The sequence below is a fragment of the Zhongshania sp. genome, from assembly GCF_041584495.1.
GTDB lineage: Bacteria > Pseudomonadota > Gammaproteobacteria > Pseudomonadales > Spongiibacteraceae > Spongiibacter.
The window spans coordinates 1-19,340 of record NZ_JBFHDY010000068.1; the positions used below are offsets into that span (position 1 = coordinate 1).

Below are 19,340 nucleotides of genomic sequence, written 5' to 3' on the forward strand. Positions count from 1 at the left end.
CGGCCCATGCGCCGGTACTAAAAAGGCTTAGCAGCATTAGCACAGGACTAAGCGCCAGCTTTAAAAGCCGTCTCGCTTGTAAATACATCTCCCGTGTCTCCATGTATAGTTGAATAAAGACCCCGCCGCTAAATCTGCAGACGCAGCACACAAAATATATCCCGCTGTGGAACACAATCGTTAAATTGGACTCTGAAACAGGCATAGATAAATACCACTGCCCGACCTGTAAGGGTCTAATTTTGGCATTTATCTATTAAATTGTGCAGCGCAAACCCGCTTAGACCGCTTTGGGTGCGACAAAACGCCGCAATTATAAACCCGATGAATACGCCAACGCTACTGCGTTAAACAGTAAAGTCTGCTAGCAGGCCCCCAAGTAGGCGGTATTTATTCGGTATATTACTAACTAAAGTGCTTCACGGCGCTAAGAACCACTAGATATAGACAAAAATCTAATTAACAGCAATTGCAATCTAGCCTCGCGCGGGCGCTATTTTAGTGCAAATTTTAACAAATTTGGCACCAGAGCTTAGGCATATTAGATTGAGACCCCGACGCAGGCTACAATCAAACGCCGTGTCACACGTCACGCCGCCGCTAAAGAAACCCATGCCACCGACCACCTCAGCCGAACACCAAGCGGGTATCGCCACACGGGTATGGACACTCGCTTGGCCCATGATTCTGGCCAATCTGTCCGTGCCACTATTGGGGCTCGTCGACACCGCTATTCTCGGCCACCTCGGCGACAGCCGCTATTTGAGCGCCGTCGCCATTAGCACCAGTTTGCTCGCTTTTTTGTATTGGGGCTTTGGATTTTTACGCATGGGCACCACCGGTGCCAGTGCCCAGCGCTTAAACAAACCCAAAGACGCCAATGCACTGCTGCTCAAAGCCGCCGCACTAAGCCTGATAATCGCACTTCCTATTTTTATCGCTGGGCTAGCCCTCAGCAATATTGGGCTTCAGTTGATGAACACGCCCAACTCACTGTTAGAATTAGCCCGTAGTTATTTACACATCCGGTTATTTAGCGCCCCGGCCGTGCTATGCACCTATGTCATTGTTGGCTGGCTCATTGGCCGCCAACAAACTCGCTGGCCACTCATTATTGCAGTCACCACCAATGGTGTGAACATCGGCTTAGACTGGCTGCTTATTATTGGCTTCGACATGAGTAGCGACGGCGCGGCGCTCGCCAGCGCCATCGCCGAATACTGCGGGCTCCTCATCGGCCTTTGGGCGGTGCGAGGCGCCATCATCGCCAATCTGCACCAAGGCCTGCGCTCTAGCTGGCAATACGGTCCTGCATTCAAACAGCTGCTCAATAGCAATATTCATCTTTTTATTCGCACAGCAGCGCTACTATTTAGCTTTGCGTTTTTTACCGCCCAAGGAGCTGCGTTTGGCGAAGCCACCCTCGCCGCTAACGCCATCCTATTGCAACTAATGTTGGTTAGCGCCTATGGCATGGACGGCTTCGCACATGCCGCCGAAGCTCTTGTAGGCGACGCATTCGCCCGCGCTAAGCGCGATGAATTAATGCGTATCTGCTTATGCTGCGCGCACTACTGCCTCGCAACCGCCGTCGTCGCAAGCGTGTTGTTGTGGTTAGGGGAGGGCCGGGTACTGGGCTTAATGACGAATATTGATGCCGTAGGCCTCATAGCCAGCGCTCATTACGGCTGGCTGATACTGCTGCCCCTGCTGTGCGCGCCAAGCTATTTACTCGATGGCGTTTTTATCGGCGCGCTAAAAACCCAAGCCATGCAATGGTCTATGCTTGCCAGTGTTATGCTGATCTATCTACCTGTGTGGTTATTGACGAAAGAGTTAGGCAATCACGGACTGTGGCTGAGTTTTTGTGCATTTAACCTCGCTCGGAGCCTAAGCCTCGGCCTCGTGTTTACATCCTCAATATTAAAACCGCTATCTTAAATTAGGACAACGACTCCGACGCGAGCTCATCGATCCACCGCAACAAATCAGTCACCCCCACATCCACGCCTTGCTGACTGAGCAGTGTAGTCAATTCGCCGCGGGGTGGGTTTGATGGTTAAAGAAATGCTGTAGGACCAAGCCAAAGGGCTTGCAGAAGTCGGCCTCTTTGCTGTTTTTGTAAGCCAAGGGGCGATCTAAATCAGCCTCGTCCAGCGCTTCACTCCAATGGCAAATCGTCACGTCTAGGTGTTTGCGGGCGGGCAAAAATGCATCTAAATCAGCGTAGATTATTTCATTCAAAGCAGACGGCTTGGCCAATAATGCCACGCCAGCTAAATGGCTCGACCCAGCAAACGACCCCACCGCAAAACGCTTTAACCACATCACATCCGCCACATAGAGGTGGTTAAGGGTGCCCAGTATCGACTGAAAAACGCGCCCATATTACTGCGCAACTGGCTCTCTTCAAGCCTGCTGGCGGCGGTAAACAAGCGCTGATTCATGTCCCGATTATAACGCCCCATTAGGATATACTGCTGCTGACGCCCCATTACCCGTCCCTCAAGCAGACAACGACACACCTTTTTGACCTGCCGCCAGCCATAATATTACGCCGCCCCTTTTGCGATTAGCACACTAAATTTGCGACAGCCGTTTTTATAAATGCTTCACAGCGCAGAGCCGCCGCGCCAGCTAAATCGCGGTTGGGCAAAATCAAGAACAAATCGGCGTGGCGCTCACCACCCTCGATCATTGGCAGCGGCTTAATTAAACCGCTCGCCAATTCCTCGCGCATCGCCACTGCCGGCAGCCAGGCAAAGCCGACCCCTCTGGCCACAGCGCTAATCGAGGTCTCCATACGGCTCACCGTTAGCCTTTGCACGGCATCTAACCAACCTGAATCTCGCTGCCGACGCACACCAGAGTCCCGCACCACGATCTGACGAAAAGGTCGCAAATCGCGGTAGCCTAAGTCGCGGCCCAACTGGTGCAGCGGGTGGTCACGCTGGGCCACCGCCAAAAACTTCACCCGCAATAAGTGATCGCCCAAAAAGCCCGGCGGCACAATGCCGGTTATCGCAACATCGCAGCGCCGCTCCAGCAAAGCCTCTTCAGCACCACTGAGTACTGATTCAATACACTCTATACGGGTATCTGGGCAGTGCGCACTGAGGTCAGCAAGGCAATCCAACATAATCGAGGAAGGAAACAAAGTGTCGCACACAATGCGCAGCTGAGGCTCCCAACCCGCCGCCACCGACTTGGCAGATTTTTCAAGGCGCAGGGCCTCATCAATAAGTGACCGGCCACGGCGGTAAAGCATTTTCCCCGCCTCGGTAAGCTCCGCTTTGCGACCGCGAATTTCAAATACCCGCACCCCCAACTGCTCTTCCATTTTTTGAATGGTATAGGTCACCGCCGACTGACTTTTATGCAATACCTCAGCAGCGCGGGCATAACTGCCTTCGTCCACCACCGCCAAAAAACAGTGCCACTGCTCAAGACTCGTTCTAGGTCCGCTCATATATCAATATTCTTGATTGTTTATACCAATAAATTGCACTTTTTTAACAACTTTATCAATAGTTTAATAAGCCCAACAGCAAGTAATTGTCCACGATCAACAGGAGCTACCCATTTATGAAAACCATTCTTCAGATTAATAGCAGTTTATTCGGCGAGCAGGGTCAGTCCAGTAAAATGGCCAATGATTTTGTAGACAGATTACAAGCCAATAGCGAAGCCAGCGCATTAATTCGCCGTGATCTGCACGCCACGCCACTGCCGCATCTCGACGGCCAGCGCTTTACCGCATTCACCACTCCCGCAGCCGAGCGCGACGCAGCCCAGCGCGCGGTGGTTGCCGAGTCAGACGCGTTAATAAATGAATTGCGCGACGCCGATATAATCGTGCTCGGCATGCCCCTTTATAATCTTGGCGTGCCGTCTACTTTTAAGGCCTACATCGACCACGTTGCCCGTGCCGGTGAAACCTTTCGCTACACCGCGACTGGCCCAGAAGGTCTGCTACAAGACAAAAAAATGTATATTTTTGCCGCGCGTGGCGGTAAATACGAAGGTACGACCATGGATACCCAAACCGCCTACCTGCGGCATATTCTCGGTTTAATGGGCATTAAAGATATTGAATTCATCTATGCCGAAGGTCTAAATATGGGTGGTGATATTGCCGAAAAGGCGCTGGCGGGCGCACAGGAGCTCATTCGCCAAAAGGCAGCGTGATCCAAGTATTTTATAAGCAACAAAGTAATCCCCGTGTTTACGAATGCCGCACAGCCAGAGCCTCTCAGGAGCAACATGATGACTAATCGCAGCATATCTCGAATCATACCTGCGCAAGCCACCTCAGACGGCGCGGGCGTTAAGCTCAAGCGCAGTCTGGGTCAGTCGAACAACGCCCGTCATGATCCGTTTTTATTGCTGGACGAGTTCTTTTCTAACGAGCCGGCCAACTACCTCGCAGGCTTTCCGTCGCACCCCCATCGCGGCTTTGAAACCGTGACCTATATGCTTGACGGCCACATGCTCCACGAGGACCACCTCGGCAATAAGGGCCACCTTAAAGGCGGCGGCGTACAGTGGATGACCGCCGGAAGAGGGGTGATTCATTCCGAAATGCCCCAGCAAGACACAGGCCGGATGCGGGGGTTTCAATTGTGGATCAATCTCCCCGCGGCGGAAAAAATGCGGCCCGCTCACTACGAAGATATTCCAGCGAACAAAATTCCCCGCCACCAATTCACCAACGGCGGCGAGGCCATTTTGATTGCTGGCCAGTGTCAGCTTAACGGCGAGTCCGTGCGCGGCTATATCAATGGCCTAGACGGCCAAAACCTGAGCACCGACCCGCTATACATCGACCTCCGCCTCAAGGCTGGGCAAAGCAGCCATATCATCTTGCCCGCCGCGCACAATGCCGTTGTCTACGTGTATGAAGGCGAGGCCCAGATTGGCGAGCAAGTGCTACCCAGCACCATTAGCGCACTATTAAGCCAAGGTGAAGAGCTGAGTATTACCGCCAGCGACGACACCCGCTTATTACTATTGGCGGCGCGCCCCATCGGCGAAGCCATTGTGCAATACGGGCCCTTTGTGATGAATACCAGAGATGAGATCGAGCAGGCCATGCGCGATTATCGCGACGGTGTTTTAACCAGCGTCTAAGCAACCGCGTCATGCGTCTTTGGCCACGGCCAAGACGCCTTTTGCCCCAAACCCGTCAAAAATCCCCCCGATTCCGCACTTTTTCAAAAACTGCATGCCATACTCAAAATGGGCATAAGTTAAAGTTGCAAAGAAAAAGCAAAGCACTAAATAGCAATAACCTTTCAAGTTAAATGCTTTTTATGTGTTTACGCTATGGAAAGGCGCCAATTATAGTGGCTACACAACACTTTGCAGCACTGCACTCACGCCATACCGCGCACCACACCCAAGGAGTGATTTATGACTACATCAATGTTAGTACGCGACGTCATGAAATCGCCGTCGCCTTCTGTGAAACAGGGCACCGATCTCGGCGACGTAGTCGAAACCCTACTGAAATTCGGGGTATTTGGGCTACCCGTCATCAATGATCAGCGTGAGCTGGTTGGCTTTGTTTCAGAGCAAGACTGCATTCACTCAGTGCTCGTTAGCAGCTACCACTGCGAGGGCGCGCCCCTAGTGGATGATGTAATGAGCCGCGAGGTTTTAGCGGTAGACGCCGACTCGTCCATTATTGATCTGGCTCAGCAAATGGGTAAACTCAAACCCAAGTCTTATCCGGTCACTGAAGACGGCAAGCTGATTGGCCTTATCACCCGCAGCGCTATTCTGGCCTCGCTCTGGGCCAACCGCGAAAGCTGCGACCTACCCAACGACAAGCTTTAAGCCTATACCACGCGCCGCTGCTGCGCCAGCAGCGGTTTTTAGACAAGGGGGGCGATCATGACTAGGCAATTCTGGGCTGCAGCACTGCTCTGCGTATGTTTTAGTTTTCACCATGCCGCCCACAGCAACACCCTAAGCAATCTTCATTACGGCCCAGACAAGGCGCAGGTGCTCGATGTTTACCTACCAAACACCGCCCAAGCCAAACGACCCGTTGTTTTTATGGTTCACGGCGGCGCGTGGCGCATTGGCGACAAAACCAATCACAACGTTGTAAAAACAAAGGTTCGGCGCTGGGTGGCCCAAGGCTGGGTATTTATTTCCGCCAATTACCGGCTATTGCCAGCCGCTGATCCCTATACCCAAGCTGGCGACGTGGCGAAGGCACTAGAGTACGCCCAAGCCCACAGCGCAGAATGGAACGCCGATGCCCGTAAATTTATTCTTATGGGCCACTCCTCGGGCGCGCATCTGGTGTCGTTGCTAGCAACAGACAAATCCCTTAGCGCCAACCTTCAGCTCAGCCCAATTTTGGGCAGTGTGTGGTTAGACACTGCCGCCCTAGACGTTAACCTCATTATGCAACAAGCCCACCCGCGCTTTTACGACAAAGCCTTTGGCACATCGCCGGATTACTGGCAGAAAGTCTCCGCCTTGGGGCACCTCAACAAAGACGTAAAACCCATCGCGCTCATCTGCTCTACCCAACGCGACGACAGCTGCCCCCAAGCGCAAAGCCTTGCGGCCAAGGCCGAGCAGCTCGGAATATCGGCAACATTAATTCCAGCAGACCTCAGCCACCATCAAATTAATGCCACCCTTGGCGACAACAACGCCTATACCCATCAAGTAGAGGCGTTTATGCGTGGACTAGACCCCTCACTCGGCGCCTATCTCAAGCCAGCCAAGTAAACCTATGCAAGGTATTAATGAAATCATCCTGTTCACCATTGCCGCCGGCGCCTGTATTCCGTTGGGCGGCTATATCGCTAGCCACAGCCATATTCAACGACACTGGTTAGCACAAGAATTTAGACACGCCATTATTGCCTTGGGCGCGGGGATTCTGCTCGGCGCCGTTGCCATGGTACTGGTGCCCGAGGCCTTGCGGCACCTAGACTACTCAATTTGGGCTACCGCATTATTGTTGGGCGGAGGCCTACTCTTTTATGGTTTAGAGTGCTACTTAGATATTCACCGCCACGCGGCGCCCCAATTCACCGGCATGTTACTGGATTTTATACCTGAATCATTGGCGCTGGGCGGGCTCGCCGCCGCAGGTACCGACACCACTTTATTGCTCGCCGTATTAATCGGCATGCAAAACCTGCCCGAGGGCTTTAACGCCTACCAAGAACTGTGCGGTGCCAGCTATCAGCGCAAAAAAGTGCTGTGGATGATGCTGGCACTTACTCCATTGGGGCCACTATTTGGGGTGACGGGCTATTATTTTCTCGGCGATTTACCGGCGGTATTAGGGGCAATTCTGCTCATTGCCAGCGGCGGGATTCTATATCTGATTTTTCAAGACATTGCACCGCAGGTTCCGCTGCGCAAACACCGTAGTCCACCCCTCGCGGCGGTAATCGGTTTTACACTGGCTATGCTCGGCACTCTCTTTACTCACTAGCTCGCTCTTTAACTAAATAAAGAACTCGCGGCCTTAAAAACCACCGAAGAAACCCACCGCGCAAAGTAAATAGCAGCCGTGTATGCTGGCAAGTAATTATTATCAACGGCGGGCGACAAATACCGCGCAAGCCGGTCAAAGCCCAGCAAATACCCGTATTTTACAAAGAGGCCAAAAACCTATGCGTTTGTTTTTTCTGCTACTGCCATTGCTATCCCTTGCAACACTGAGCGCCTGTGGCAACTCACACTACGATCAGTCGCGGGAGTGGCGCCTGCAAGAGTGCGAACGCGTCCTCAACGACGAAGACCGCAGCCAGTGTAAGGCCAACACCCCGCACTACCAATAGGGTATTGCTGTCACTTATAGCCGCCATTCTTAAGAAGCAATGTTGACAGTGAATAAATGGTGCTAAGCTCAGGGCTAAACTTACGGCCAAGTCCGTCACAACGAGCGCCTTTCTAGCAACGGCTAGCGTATAACGGGCTATAAGGTCGACCAATAAACAACCAGAGCGAGATAGGGCCAATGGCAGAGTATAAATACGATATCGTGATCTTCGGCGCCAGCAGCTTTGTGGGCGAAATACTCTGTAATTACCTTGCTGGCTGCAAAGAGGACCCCGTGCTGCGCTGGGCCATCGCTGGGCGCTCCGCCAGCAAGCTGGAAGCGGTCAAAGCCAAAATTGGCAAGGCCGACCTCGATATCATTATTGCTGAAGCCAATGACGAAACCGCCTTGCGCACCCTGTGCAGCCAAACCCGGGTAGTTACCACAACGGTAGGCCCTTACGCCTTATACGGCGAAACCCTTGTTAAAGTCTGCGCCGAAACCGGCACCGACTACTGCGACCTCACCGGCGAAGTACAGTGGATTCGTCAAATGGTTGAACGCTACGACAGCGTCGCCAAAGCCTCTGGCGCGCGCATCGTCAACTGCTGCGGTTTCGACTCTATTCCCTCTGATCTCGGCGTGTTCTATACCCAGCAACAGAGCCAAGAATTATTCGGCGAAAACTGCAATAAAATTCAAATGCGGGTTAAAGCAGCCAAGGGGGGATTGTCTGGCGGCACCTTTGCCAGCCTCATCAACGTAATGAAAGAAGCGGCGGGCAACCCCGCGCTGCGCAAAGAAATGGCCGATCCCTATTCGCTTTGCCCCGGCGAAAGTAACAAGGCCCGCCAAATCAACCCCGGTCTCGCCCAGTTTGATACCACCTCAAACTCGTGGACCATTCCCTTTATTATGGCGGCCATAAATACCCGCGTTGTGCAGCGTTCGAACTTCCTGCTTAAACACGCCTACGCCAAACCCTTTTTATACGACGAGGCCATGCAAGTCGGCACCGGTATTGGTGGCCGCCTCCGCGCCACCGCCATTGGCGGCGGCTTAGCGGGCTTTATGGTCACCGCCAGCCTCAAACCCGGCCGCTGGTTATTAGAGCACCTGCTCCCAGCACCGGGCGAAGGCCCCAGCCCAGAAAATCAGAAAAACGGCTATTACGACCTCCGGTTTTACGGCAGCACCACCAAGGGCAAAACCCTATTATGCAAAGTCACTGGCGACCGCGACCCAGGCTATGGCTCTACTGCCAAAATGCTTGGCCAAGCCAGTATTTGCCTCGCCCGCGACATTGATAAAAATGAGGTCGGCGGCGGCCTACTAACCCCCGCCAGCTGCTTTGGCAATACCCTTATAGAACGCCTAAAAGCGTACTCAGGCCTGAGCTTTAGTGTTATTGAGTAAATAATACTTAGCGCTCCCTATTGATTCGCAGATTTAACAATGCCCCAGCACCTCTATACTGGTGGGGCTTAGTCCGCGGGAAAATCATTTTCTACCGTGGCCTTGCTCCCCATGTACTCTTTTAAAAGATGCTTGCTTATCCGTCAGCCCCCGGCTGTTATCGACAAAAGAGGCTCAAATATTTATGTCAAATCAAGGTAAGCTAGAGCGTGGGATTATCTGAGTAAAACATTTGCACGTTTACGTTTTACCCTTCACTTTAATGTATGAATAAAACTTCTTTAAGAGGATAACCATGGGCTGGAAAACATTGATTAAAACCTTCCTCTTACTAATCACAATTTTGTCCAGCGCGATGACTCACGCCGACCCAACTTGGATTGACGTGCGGAGCGAATTTGAGCATCGCTTAGACAGTATTGATGGCGACGTACGCATTTCGCATACCGAGATTGTTCAGGAGGTGAGTAAACGCTTTCCCGATAAAAGCACGGAAATTAAATTGTACTGCCTTAGCGGTGGGCGGGCGGGAAAAGCCATGTCTGCGCTAGAGCAAGCGGGCTATAACAATATTAGTAATGCAGGTGGCATTAGCGATGCGCGCAAGCAGCGCGGCCTGCAATAAGCGACCATGCTTATCGGCCCAGCGCTGCCATGTTTGCGGTATTTAATACGACCCGTGCGCTTAACCGAACGTGCCCGCGTCGCGCTCGCTCACCCAGAGCAGGGCTTCGTCTTTTTGCAGCGGAATAAAGTGTTCAATTTCGACATTTGGGTATACCCGCTTTACTAGCTCAGTACCGCGATTAAACCAACGCGGTTCGCCAACAATGGCGGTGCGGGTAAGACGATTTATATACTTGCTTAAGAATTTGAATTCTTTAAACAGGCCTCGTATCGTGAAGCCATCGAAATGTTCAAGTTCGATGAGCACACCCAAATATTCTTCGCTGACGAGCTTGCGCTCGACCTCGGCTAAGATGGTTTCAATATCAGTGTGATTGACCTTGCCGGATACCCTGACACCCACAACGTGAGCGAAGGGAAGGGGTAACAACTCCAGCATTTCTATTCCTCCATAAATTCGTTACTGCAAGTATAGGCTTGTTGCAGGGAAATGCGTTCCCCAAGGTGTAACTTTTACCGTTTATCCTTTACTCACTGCGCATAACGTTCTTTTAATGGTCTTTGCGGCTTTTACCGTCGCGGGGGTCAATTAATGAAACCACGTGAATTTCATCTTCGTGAGCCAACACCGGTTCACCAAGGCGCGGGCTATTCACACGGGTTGGCGGCTCTTCTATTTTACCGGTGTCGTCGCGAATCGATTCTTTAAACCCGCAACGCACACACTCGCGAATTTGTTCAAGGTCGGATATGCGGTACATTACGGTCTTATCCATTTCTGTGCATTTGGGGCAGACTGCCCCGGCAATAAAGCGACGCTGATTAAATACAGTAGCCATGAGATTACGCTCCTTTACCGGCGCTAATACCGGCATGACGCAAGAGTGCGTCATTGGCTGGCGCCCGACCCCGGAAGTTTTTAAACAATACTGCGGCCTCTTCGGAGCCACCGCGCTCTAGTATTTCACAGCGGAATTTTTCGCCAACCTCCCGGTTCATTACGCCCAGTTCTTCGAACAGCGAGAACGCGTCGGCAGACAATACTTCTGCCCATTTATAGCTGTAGTAGCCCGCCGCGTAGCCGCCCGCAAAAATGTGAGAAAAACTGTTCTGGAAGCGGTTATATTCTGCCGGCTGGGTCACAGCGACCTGCTTGCGAATACTATTGAGCACAGCATCCACTTCCGCCTCGGCATGAATTGCGGACTGCATATGCAGGCTAAAATCAAAGAGCGAAAACTCAATCTGCCTAAGCATCTGCATACCTGACTGAAAGTTTTTCGCCGCGAGTAGCTTATCAAGCATATCGGCCGGGAGCGCCTCGCCACTTTGGTAGTGAGCGGAGATATCGGGAATGACCGATTTCTCCCAGCACCAGTTTTCGAGAAACTGGCTAGGCAGCTCTACCGCGTCCCAAGCCACGCCACTAATCCCCGACACACTTAGGCAATCTATTTGGGTCAGCATATGATGCAGGCCATGACCAAACTCGTGAAAGAGGGTGGTCACTTCGTTGTGGGTCAGCAGTGACGGGCGCTCGCTGGTTGGCGGTGAAAAATTACACACCAAAAACGCGACTGGCTGCTGCACTGTGCCATCGTCTAGACTGCGACGGCCCCGCGCATTGGCCATCCAAGCGCCGCCGCGCTTATTGTTGCGAGCGTAAAGATCTAAATAGAAGTGCGCGAGAACCTCGCCACGACGAGAGATGCAATAGCACTGTGCATCCTTGTGCCAGAGGTCTACGCCGTCAACCGCCGCGATGTCGATATCAAATAACTGACCGGTGATGTTAAATAAGCCGCTGATGACTTTCTCGGCTGGGAAGTAAGGCCGCAAATCTTCTTGGGAGATCGCAAACGAGGCTTCTTTTAATTTTTCGCTAAAATACGGCACATCCCAAGCTTGCAAATCTTCAACGCCACGGCGCGCAGCAAAGGCTTTTAACTCTGCGTATTCGCGCTCGGCCATAGGCTTGCTGGCAATCGCCAGCTCCTCTAAAAATGCGATTACCTGGCTATTGGACTCCGCCATTTTACTGGCCAGTGAATACGCCGCGTAATTTTCAAAGCCCAGCAGTTTTGCCTGCTCTTGACGCAATTGTAAAATTTCTAGCATCAACGGGCCGTTGTCCCACTTACCCGCGTGGGGGCCAAGTGCCGAGGCGCGAGTAACATAAGCTTGGTATACCTCTGCCCGCAACTCGCGATTGTCGGCGTATTGCATAATGGGCAAGTAGCTAGGGATGTCTAAGCTCAGGCGGTAACCGCTAAGACCTTTTGCGGTAGCCGCTTCGCGCAGATTATCCAACACCGTGGTCGGCACCCCAGCTAAGTCGTCGGCGGATTCAATCAGTTTTTCCCAGCCGTCGGTGGCATCGAGCACATTGTTAGAAAACGCCGTCGACAGTTCGCTGAGGCGCTGGGCAATGGCCGAAAAGCGCGCGGCAGCGTCGCCCTCCAGCGCTACTCCCGACAGGGTGAAATCGCGGAGCATATGGCGAATTGCCTGCTGACGGGGGCCGCTCAAGCTGGCAAACTCGGTGCTTTCTGCCAAGGCTTTAACCCGCTCAAATAAGGGCCGATTCTGACCCATTTCGCTGTTATACGCGGTGAGTAACGGCAGGCAGGCACTGTAAGCACTGCGCCAAGCATCGCCACTGAGCACGCTGTGGCAGTGACTGAGAGGTGCCCAGAACCGGCCAATTTTGTCGTCTACCTCTTCTAGCGGCGCCATTAAGTTCTGCCAGTTAGGCGCGGCCTCGCAAGCGACCACCGCTGTCACCGCTTGGCGCGAGGTATTTAATAGCTGCTCGCACTCGGCGGCTAATTGCTGGGGGTCGAGACTGGAAAACAACGGTAAACTATTGGCAGTCATAACAACTGAAACCCTGTAATAATGGTAGTGAATACGACCAGTGTAACAAATCAACCTACCGCTTAGCGCTTGTATTAGCGGTGATAGCGTAAATAATAGATGGAGACCATTTGATGATTTACAAGGCCGAAAATTACCTGCGCCGCTTTGAAGAGCACACCCCTAAACTTGGCAATAAGGTATTCGTCGACCCCAGTGCTGTAGTGATTGGTGATGTTGAAATTGGTGCCGACAGCTCAATTTGGCCCAATACCACGGTGCGCGGCGACATGCACCGCATCCGCATTGGCGCCCGCAGTAGCATTCAAGACAACAGTATTTTGCATATTACCCATGCTGGCCCCTATCACCCCGAGGGTTACCCGCTGACAATTGGCGACGAGGTGACGGTCGCCCACAGCGTTACCTTGCACGGCTGCACGATTGGCAACCGGGTATTGATCGGCATGGGCAGTATTGTGATGGATGGCGCGGTCATTGAAGACAAAGTGGTGATTGGCGCCAATTCTTTAGTGCCTCCTGGTAAGCGCTTAGCCAGCGGCTGGCTGTACGTGGGCAGCCCCGCCAAGGCAGTGCGCGAACTAAGCGAGGGTGAACTCAACTACTTTAGTTATAGCGCCAGCAATTACGCCAAGCTCAAAGACCGCCACATTGCGGAACTGAACCGCGACTAAAATTAACGTGTATGAGGGGTGTTAGAACACCCCTGCGTCGTATGCTAGGTAAGCAATATAGGCCACGTAGATACACAGCAAAGCGCCGCCTTCGAGGCGCGATATACGCCGCGCCTTACTTGGGCTGCGGGCCACCAAAAAGAAAATACCGGTTAATAATAGCATTACTGGGTAATCTCGGCTCATAACGGCCGTATCGATTGGACCGGGCGCCAAAACACCGGGAATCGCCATTACGCCAAGCAAGTTGAATAGGTTGGAGCCAACCACATTACCGATGGCAATATCGTGTTCATTCTTGCGCGCGGCGGCTATCGACGCCGCCAACTCGGGCAGGCTGGTGCCAATTGCGACGACGGTCAGGCCAATAATTAAGTCGCTCAGACCAAAGAAGTGAGCGATATCCACCGCCGACCACACCAATAAGCGTGCCGAGCCAATCAGCAACACGAGCCCGAGTAATAACCAGCCCAAGGCGGCCTTGATACCCATGTCTTTGGGTATTTCTGCCTCAAATTCCGCTTCAATACTGTCGCCACTACTGTGTTTTGCTTCCCACAGCTGGCGCACAATTACCGCCCCAAAGCCAAGCAGTAAGATGCTGCCATCCATGACGCCAAGGTCACCATCGCGCATTAAAAAATAGCCCACCAGCATAACAATGATGAGCAGGGGAATTTCTCTGCTAATCAGTTTAGACTGGACGTTTAAGGGGATAAGTAGGGCAGTGAGGCCCAATATCAGAGCGATATTGGTGATATTGGAGCCCAGTGCATTACCCACCGCCAGACCGGCCTGACCGTCGCTAGAGGCGATGGCCGACACCAACATTTCTGGTGCTGAGGTGCCAATACCCACCACTAAAATACCGATAACCAACGGTGATATGCCAAGAATATTCGCGGTTGCGGAGGCACCAATAACAAAGCGGTCTGCACTCCAAACCAACAAAACCAGCCCAATAATCAGGGCAACTACAGTCACTAACATAAAACGATTTCCAGAATTTACTTCGTTGTCGTGCTTACGCCGACAGGGATTGACGAATTAACTCAATAACCGGTTTGGTGTCGGGCCGCACGCCACGCCAAATACAAAATGACTCGGCGGCCTGCTCAACCAACATACCCAAACCGTCGGACACCGCCCACGCCGTTTCACCTGCAGCCCAGCGCATAAAGGGTGTTGGTGCGGCGCCGTACATCATGTCGTAGGCGCAGCCATCGTTGCTGAGAATATGGGAGGGCAGGGGCGGTAGGTCACCGCTCATACTCGCGCTGGTACCATTAATGATTAAATCAAACTGGGCACTGGCCAGTCCGGCATAGCTACCACCGGCAATTTTGCCTAATTTTTCAAACTGTTGCGCCAATTTTTGCGCTTTTTCTTCGGTTCGATTCGCGATTAAGACATGGCTTGGCCCCTGCTTTAATAGCGGGCCCAAAATGCCTCGCACCGCGCCGCCCGCGCCCAACACCAAAATTCGGCGGCCTTGCATGTCCCAGCCTAAATTGTCGTGAATATCCCGCACCAAGCCAACACCGTCGGTATTGTCGCCATAGATGGTGCCGTCTTCTTGAATCGCAAGGGTGTTCACTGCACCCGCGCGACGAGCGCGGCCGCTGAGCTGATCGGCAAACTCAACGGCGTCGAGCTTAAAGGGTACGGTAATATTTAAGCCCTTGCCGCCGTGCTCAAAAAACTGGGTGGCGACTTCAGCAAATCGCCCCAGCTCAACTTTGTGGGCGCGGTAATGCAATTGCTGGCCGGTTTGCTCAGCAAAGGCCGCGTGAATCTGTGGCGATTTGCTGTGCTTAACGGGATTTCCATACACGGCGTAATGATCTATTTTATCCATAAAAAAGGGTACTGCCTTTTATTTTTGGCTTGGAATTTTAAAGCCGATACTGCCAAATACCACTATTGTGGAGTTAGCCAATCTCGCACGGGCAAAAATTGCGATGTTAGCGCCGCTTCCGGGCTGCTATCTTCGGGCTGCCAATTATACTCCCATCTCACCAAGGGTGGCAGCGACATCAAAATCGACTCGGTACGACCGCCGCTTTGCAAACCAAACAAGGTGCCGCGATCACACACCAAATTAAACTCAACATAGCGGCCACGACGATACAGCTGGAAGTCACGCTGGCGCGCCCCCCAAGGCGTGTCTTTACGACGCTCTACGATAGGTACATAGGCCGCGGTGTAGGCATTGCCGACCGCCTGCATAAATTCAAAGCAACGCTGAAAACCACCTTCGTTTAGGTCGTCAAAAAACAGGCCGCCGACACCGCGGGCTTCTTGGCGGTGCGGCATATAAAAATACTCGTCACACCACTTCTTATAGCGCGGATACACGTCCTCACCAAAGGGCGCACAGGCATCGAACGCAGTCTGGTGCCAATGACGGCAGTCATCCTCGTTACCGTAATAAGGAGTTAAATCAAAACCACCACCAAACCACCACACCGGCGCCTCACCAGGCTTTTCGGCAACAAAGAAGCGCACATTGGCATGACTGGTTGGCACGTGGGGGTTAAGCGGGTGCATCACCAACGACACGCCCATGGCTTGGTAGCTTCGGCCCGCTAACTCCGGGCGATGTGCGCTGGCGCTGCCGGGCATAGCATCGCCCTGCACATGGGAAAAATTCACACCGCCTTTTTCAAATACCGCGCCGTTGCTAATCACCCGGCTGCGACCGCGACCCCAGTCGTCTTCAACAAAATCAGCCTCGCCGTCGAGGGCACTCAACTGCGCACAAATACGGTCTTGTAACAACAAAAAAAACTGCTTTACTGCTTCAATATCAACGTCTTGCATTACTTCTCCCCTGCGACTCAGCTAATCGCCATATTCTCAGCCACCACGCAAAACCTGCCCAGTAAGCGCGTCGCGAATACCGGTTGGTTGGGCTAGGCCGCCAGTGCGGCCGGGTAAATAATAATCTACTGCCGAACGAAAGTAGCGTTGCACCGCTGTTTGGCTGCGGGCAGGTTCTAAGCCAGCGGGATTAGCCGAGGTAGATACCAAACAGGTATTGGCCGCTTGGCACAGCGCCACCGTGAGTGGATGATTACTCACCCGAATAGCAACACTGTGATGATTGCCACGAATCCACTCGGGTGCCCAGCCCCCATCAGGCACCACCCAAGTATTTGGCCCCGGCCAGCTTGCCATTAACATTTCTTGTACGTCGTCTGGCAGCAGCGGGATTACACCCTGAAACCGCGAAATATGGTCAGCAACCAATACCATACCCTTGGCCGGATCGCGCCGTTTTAATTGTAAGATCCGCGCCACAGCAGACTGACTCCAAGGCACACAGGCCAGACCCCACACCGCTTCGGTAGGGTGAGTAATCACTTTTCCTGTGTGCAGCAGAGTCGCAGCACGACGCAAACGATATTGGGCAGGCAGAGGTGTCATGGTTAATCCGCAGTAAGGGCGATTTGAGTGAATAACAGCACTGTAATGCGGCGAAAGTATACAGGTTTTTCGGCTGGGCATTTTGAATAAATGATGACGGCCTTAATTGCCTTAGCTAGCGACTGCGCTGCCAAGCACCGCGAAATTGCTCAACCCAGCCCTCAACCTCTAAGTCACTGAGTAAACTCAGTAATTCGGAGATGGGCAGGCCAAGATTCTGCGCGAGGGTGTCAATATCGACAGGTTCAAAGCCCAGCGCTTGGTATATTGGTGAGCTGGTTGCAATGTCGACAGCACCGGCATTTGCGGTATGGCCACACGCCGGTGACGGCGCGCTATCGAGCCAGCCGGCAAACTCTTCTAAAATATCGTCGAGTTGCTCTACCAGCTTTGCGCCCTGCTTAATTAGGCTATTGCAGCCACGACTGGCGGGGTTGTGGATAGAACCCGGTATTGCGAAAACTTCGCGGTTTTGCTCCAGCGCCTGTCGCGCGGTAATTAACGAGCCGCTGCGCAACGCGGCCTCGACCACTAACACACCCAAGCTCATACCGCTAATAATGCGATTGCGCCGGGGAAACTGGTGCCGCATAGGCGGGCTACCCAAAGGTAGCTCGCTAATTAACAATCCCTCATGAGCAATCCGCTCATACAAGCTGGCGTTGCTGCGCGGGTAACACTGGTCCACCCCCGTCCCTAACACAGCAATAGTAGAGCCACTGCCAGTCAAGGCACCGCAGTGGGCGGCACCGTCGACACCCAGCGCCATACCGCTCACGACGGTCATGCCCACGTCACTCAAGGCGCTGGCAAAGGCCTCGGCGTCGCTGTGACCGGTGCGACTAGGGCGGCGACTGCCCACTAGCGCAAACAGCGGGTTTGTAAGCAGCTCACTGCGGCCCCGAAAATACAATAGAGGCGGCGCGTCGTAGATTTCATTTAATAGTGCGGGGTAGTTGTCACTGTGCCTGCACAAGATACTGGCGTTGGCACGCTGCAAATCAGACTGTAGATCTTGATCCGCATGCCGCCGCGCCAAAACGCGATTGAGTTTATCGAGATGCTGCTTGCTTAATAGCAGAGCGGTGCGCGCGTCTGGCGGTAAGCTCAACAGCTCACGGGGGTTTGCAGTGTGTGCAATAACACGCCGAAAAGCTGCAGGAGGGAGTTTGAGGGTTTGCTGAGTAAGCAACCACAGGCAGGCAAGATCTTCCACTGTCGCATCCTTGCGATCTAAAGCTTGGGCAGCGCATGCCGCCCAAGCACTTCACTTTACGGGTTTTTAACTTTATCACCCACTTTAAGCGGCTCTTCTGCTTTCAAGACCAAGCCATAGCTGACTTTATCAAAACTGCGGAACACCATCAGCAAGCCAGCGCGAACGTCCGGCGCCTTGACTCGCTCATTGGTCACTGGGTCAGTTACCACCACCCCGGTGGTGTAAATTGCCATCACGTCGCCGGGCACAATTTGATTACGCTCACCTAAGTTCAGGGTCACTACATCCATGCTGCCGATCTGCGTTAAGCCACCTTCAACCGCAATAATAAAGCCATTGCTGTTATCAACAGGTGCTTTTGGCTCAAAACGGGCATGTAACTGGCGAACCTCAAGAGGCATAAAGCGGTCAGCGCGGCGAATTTCTTGGGTGCTGCGATTTAAGGTGAGGGTGGCCACGTCTTTTTCCGTTGCCAAGAGGTTCGCGGTGCCAATATCCGTCGCCTCAACACCAAGGATCTCGCCAGTTTGGGGGTCGATATAAACTTGACCACGTCGATAAATGCCGTAGGTATCGTCACCGCTGAAATCACCACGTCCTAGCACTTGGTCGCCAGCACCCGCCACAATATTGCCGCGTTTACCCGCCAGCACATAGGGCGCAGCAGCGAACTCCTCGTCAGTCACCACCCGGCTACGGGTGAGGAAAGGAGCGATAACATCCAGTGGAATCGCCGGAATAGCATCTTTTATGTCGGCAATCCGCATTTGTGGCGTCAGCTTAACGATGCCGTCGTCCGGGCCTGGGTTGCGCACCAGCACGGGTTTACCATCAATCCACATCAGCTTTAATACGTCGCCAGGGTAGATAAGATGTGGGTTTTTAACTTGGGGGTTGTAGTGCCAGAGCTCCGGCCAATACCAGGGGTCATTCAAAAACATCGCCGATATATCCCACAGAGTATCGCCCTTAACCACTACATAGGTTTGTGGATGTCCGGCTTTTAAAGAAAGCACGTCTCCTGCCTGGGCAAACGCCATCATCAGGCCAAGACAGACTCCCATTACCGTGTTCTTCATAATCGTTTCCTATAGCACTCTAGATCTGGTCGCCAATCAGCCCGCAAAATCGCAAGTATCAGGCATTTATTAAACGCTCACTGTATAATATAGAGGATACTCTGCAACAGGCGAATGATTTGTGGAGTGTAATGTGCACTCAATCATCATCTTAGCAATACTTACACAACTTACACGAGAAATGGTCACAAACTGTTATGGCTGTACTTGAAATCCTCGAA

Annotated in this window: 22 protein-coding genes; 10 read left to right on the forward strand and 12 right to left on the reverse strand. The window is 52.8% G+C overall.

The genetic code is table 11. The features are described 5' to 3' along the window. Window positions 1-612: 612 nt before the first annotated feature. Complete coding sequence (locus tag ABYP33_RS11755; RefSeq protein ID WP_373091143.1) at window positions 613-1,941, forward strand: MATE family efflux transporter; 1,329 nt, start codon at window positions 613-615, stop codon at window positions 1,939-1,941. Window positions 1,942-2,031: 90 nt separating this feature from the next. Here ABYP33_RS11755 and ABYP33_RS11760 read toward each other — a convergent pair whose 3' ends face one another. The 3 genes from ABYP33_RS11760 to ABYP33_RS11770 form a co-directional block, all read right to left on the reverse strand. Further along, complete coding sequence (locus tag ABYP33_RS11760; protein WP_373091145.1) at window positions 2,032-2,328, reverse strand: DinB family protein; 297 nt, start codon at window positions 2,326-2,328, stop codon at window positions 2,032-2,034. Beyond that, on the reverse strand, window positions 2,328-2,495 hold the full coding sequence (locus ABYP33_RS11765; RefSeq protein ID WP_373091147.1) for a hypothetical protein: 168 nt from the start codon (window positions 2,493-2,495) through the stop codon (window positions 2,328-2,330). The genes ABYP33_RS11760 and ABYP33_RS11765 overlap by 1 nt, the downstream gene beginning before the upstream one ends. Window positions 2,496-2,572: 77 nt before the next feature. Continuing rightward, window positions 2,573-3,469 (reverse strand): LysR family transcriptional regulator, encoded by an 897-nt coding sequence (locus ABYP33_RS11770; RefSeq protein WP_373091149.1) that lies wholly within the window; start codon window positions 3,467-3,469, stop codon window positions 2,573-2,575. Between the two features lie 116 nt (window positions 3,470-3,585). Between ABYP33_RS11770 and ABYP33_RS11775 the strand changes: the two genes are divergently transcribed. The 8 genes from ABYP33_RS11775 (at window position 3,586) to ABYP33_RS11810 (ending at window position 9,839) form a co-directional block, all read left to right on the forward strand. Next, complete coding sequence (locus ABYP33_RS11775; protein WP_373091151.1) at window positions 3,586-4,188, forward strand: FMN-dependent NADH-azoreductase; 603 nt, start codon at window positions 3,586-3,588, stop codon at window positions 4,186-4,188. Between the two features lie 75 nt (window positions 4,189-4,263). After that, entirely contained in the window at window positions 4,264-5,130 is an 867-nt protein-coding gene (locus tag ABYP33_RS11780; RefSeq protein ID WP_373091152.1) for a pirin family protein, read from the forward strand. Window positions 5,131-5,412: 282 nt separating this feature from the next. Continuing rightward, window positions 5,413-5,838 (forward strand): CBS domain-containing protein, encoded by a 426-nt coding sequence (locus tag ABYP33_RS11785; protein WP_301028443.1) that lies wholly within the window; start codon window positions 5,413-5,415, stop codon window positions 5,836-5,838. A 57-nt stretch (window positions 5,839-5,895) separates the two neighbouring features. Continuing rightward, window positions 5,896-6,750, forward strand: coding sequence for an alpha/beta hydrolase (locus tag ABYP33_RS11790; RefSeq protein WP_373091153.1), 855 nt, complete (start codon window positions 5,896-5,898; stop codon window positions 6,748-6,750). 4 nt (window positions 6,751-6,754) lie between these two features. Next, window positions 6,755-7,468, forward strand: coding sequence for a ZIP family metal transporter (locus tag ABYP33_RS11795; protein ID WP_373091154.1), 714 nt, complete (start codon window positions 6,755-6,757; stop codon window positions 7,466-7,468). 82 nt (window positions 7,469-7,550) lie between these two features. After that, window positions 7,551-7,817, forward strand: coding sequence for a hypothetical protein (locus ABYP33_RS11800; protein WP_373091156.1), 267 nt, complete (start codon window positions 7,551-7,553; stop codon window positions 7,815-7,817). Window positions 7,818-7,996: 179 nt separating this feature from the next. Then, window positions 7,997-9,214, forward strand: a complete 1,218-nt coding sequence (locus tag ABYP33_RS11805) for a trans-acting enoyl reductase family protein (protein WP_373091157.1) — start codon at window positions 7,997-7,999, stop codon at window positions 9,212-9,214. Between the two features lie 295 nt (window positions 9,215-9,509). Beyond that, on the forward strand, window positions 9,510-9,839 hold the full coding sequence (locus ABYP33_RS11810) for a rhodanese-like domain-containing protein (RefSeq protein ID WP_373091158.1): 330 nt from the start codon (window positions 9,510-9,512) through the stop codon (window positions 9,837-9,839). A 60-nt stretch (window positions 9,840-9,899) separates the two neighbouring features. On the opposite strand, the gene ABYP33_RS11815 is transcribed toward ABYP33_RS11810, so the two are convergent. The 3 genes from ABYP33_RS11815 to ABYP33_RS11825 all read right to left on the reverse strand — a co-directional run bounded on the left by ABYP33_RS11815 (window position 9,900) and on the right by ABYP33_RS11825 (window position 12,718). Continuing rightward, window positions 9,900-10,280, reverse strand: a complete 381-nt coding sequence (locus ABYP33_RS11815; protein WP_373091159.1) for an STAS/SEC14 domain-containing protein — start codon at window positions 10,278-10,280, stop codon at window positions 9,900-9,902. A 112-nt stretch (window positions 10,281-10,392) separates the two neighbouring features. After that, window positions 10,393-10,680, reverse strand: a complete 288-nt coding sequence (locus tag ABYP33_RS11820; protein WP_373091160.1) for a YheV family putative zinc ribbon protein — start codon at window positions 10,678-10,680, stop codon at window positions 10,393-10,395. A gap of 4 nt (window positions 10,681-10,684) precedes the next feature. Continuing rightward, window positions 10,685-12,718, reverse strand: a complete 2,034-nt coding sequence (locus tag ABYP33_RS11825; RefSeq protein WP_373091162.1) for a M3 family metallopeptidase — start codon at window positions 12,716-12,718, stop codon at window positions 10,685-10,687. Window positions 12,719-12,831: 113 nt separating this feature from the next. Here ABYP33_RS11825 and ABYP33_RS11830 point away from each other — a divergent pair, with 113 nt between their 5' ends. Further along, a complete protein-coding gene (locus tag ABYP33_RS11830) occupies window positions 12,832-13,392 on the forward strand; it encodes a gamma carbonic anhydrase family protein (protein WP_373091164.1) in 561 nt (186 codons plus the stop codon). Between the two features lie 21 nt (window positions 13,393-13,413). Here the strand turns inward: ABYP33_RS11830 and ABYP33_RS11835 are convergent, their stop codons facing one another. The 6 genes from ABYP33_RS11835 to ABYP33_RS11860 all read right to left on the reverse strand — a co-directional run bounded on the left by ABYP33_RS11835 (window position 13,414) and on the right by ABYP33_RS11860 (window position 19,119). Next, window positions 13,414-14,382 carry a calcium/sodium antiporter gene (locus ABYP33_RS11835; protein WP_373091165.1) on the reverse strand — a complete coding sequence of 323 codons (969 nt, stop codon included), beginning with the start codon at window positions 14,380-14,382 and terminating at the stop codon, window positions 13,414-13,416. Between the two features lie 34 nt (window positions 14,383-14,416). Then, entirely contained in the window at window positions 14,417-15,250 is an 834-nt protein-coding gene (aroE, locus tag ABYP33_RS11840) for a shikimate dehydrogenase (protein WP_373091166.1), read from the reverse strand. A 62-nt stretch (window positions 15,251-15,312) separates the two neighbouring features. Continuing rightward, window positions 15,313-16,215: an oxygen-dependent coproporphyrinogen oxidase gene (gene hemF, locus ABYP33_RS11845; RefSeq protein WP_373091167.1), complete on the reverse strand. Its 903-nt coding sequence runs from the start codon at window positions 16,213-16,215 to the stop codon at window positions 15,313-15,315. A 36-nt stretch (window positions 16,216-16,251) separates the two neighbouring features. Beyond that, window positions 16,252-16,821, reverse strand: coding sequence for an L-threonylcarbamoyladenylate synthase (locus ABYP33_RS11850; RefSeq protein ID WP_373091168.1), 570 nt, complete (start codon window positions 16,819-16,821; stop codon window positions 16,252-16,254). A gap of 115 nt (window positions 16,822-16,936) precedes the next feature. Next, window positions 16,937-18,037 (reverse strand): DNA-processing protein DprA, encoded by a 1,101-nt coding sequence (gene dprA, locus ABYP33_RS11855; RefSeq protein WP_373091169.1) that lies wholly within the window; start codon window positions 18,035-18,037, stop codon window positions 16,937-16,939. Between the two features lie 56 nt (window positions 18,038-18,093). Further along, a complete protein-coding gene (locus ABYP33_RS11860) occupies window positions 18,094-19,119 on the reverse strand; it encodes a LysM peptidoglycan-binding domain-containing protein (RefSeq protein WP_373091171.1) in 1,026 nt (341 codons plus the stop codon). Window positions 19,120-19,340: the final 221 nt, after the last annotated feature.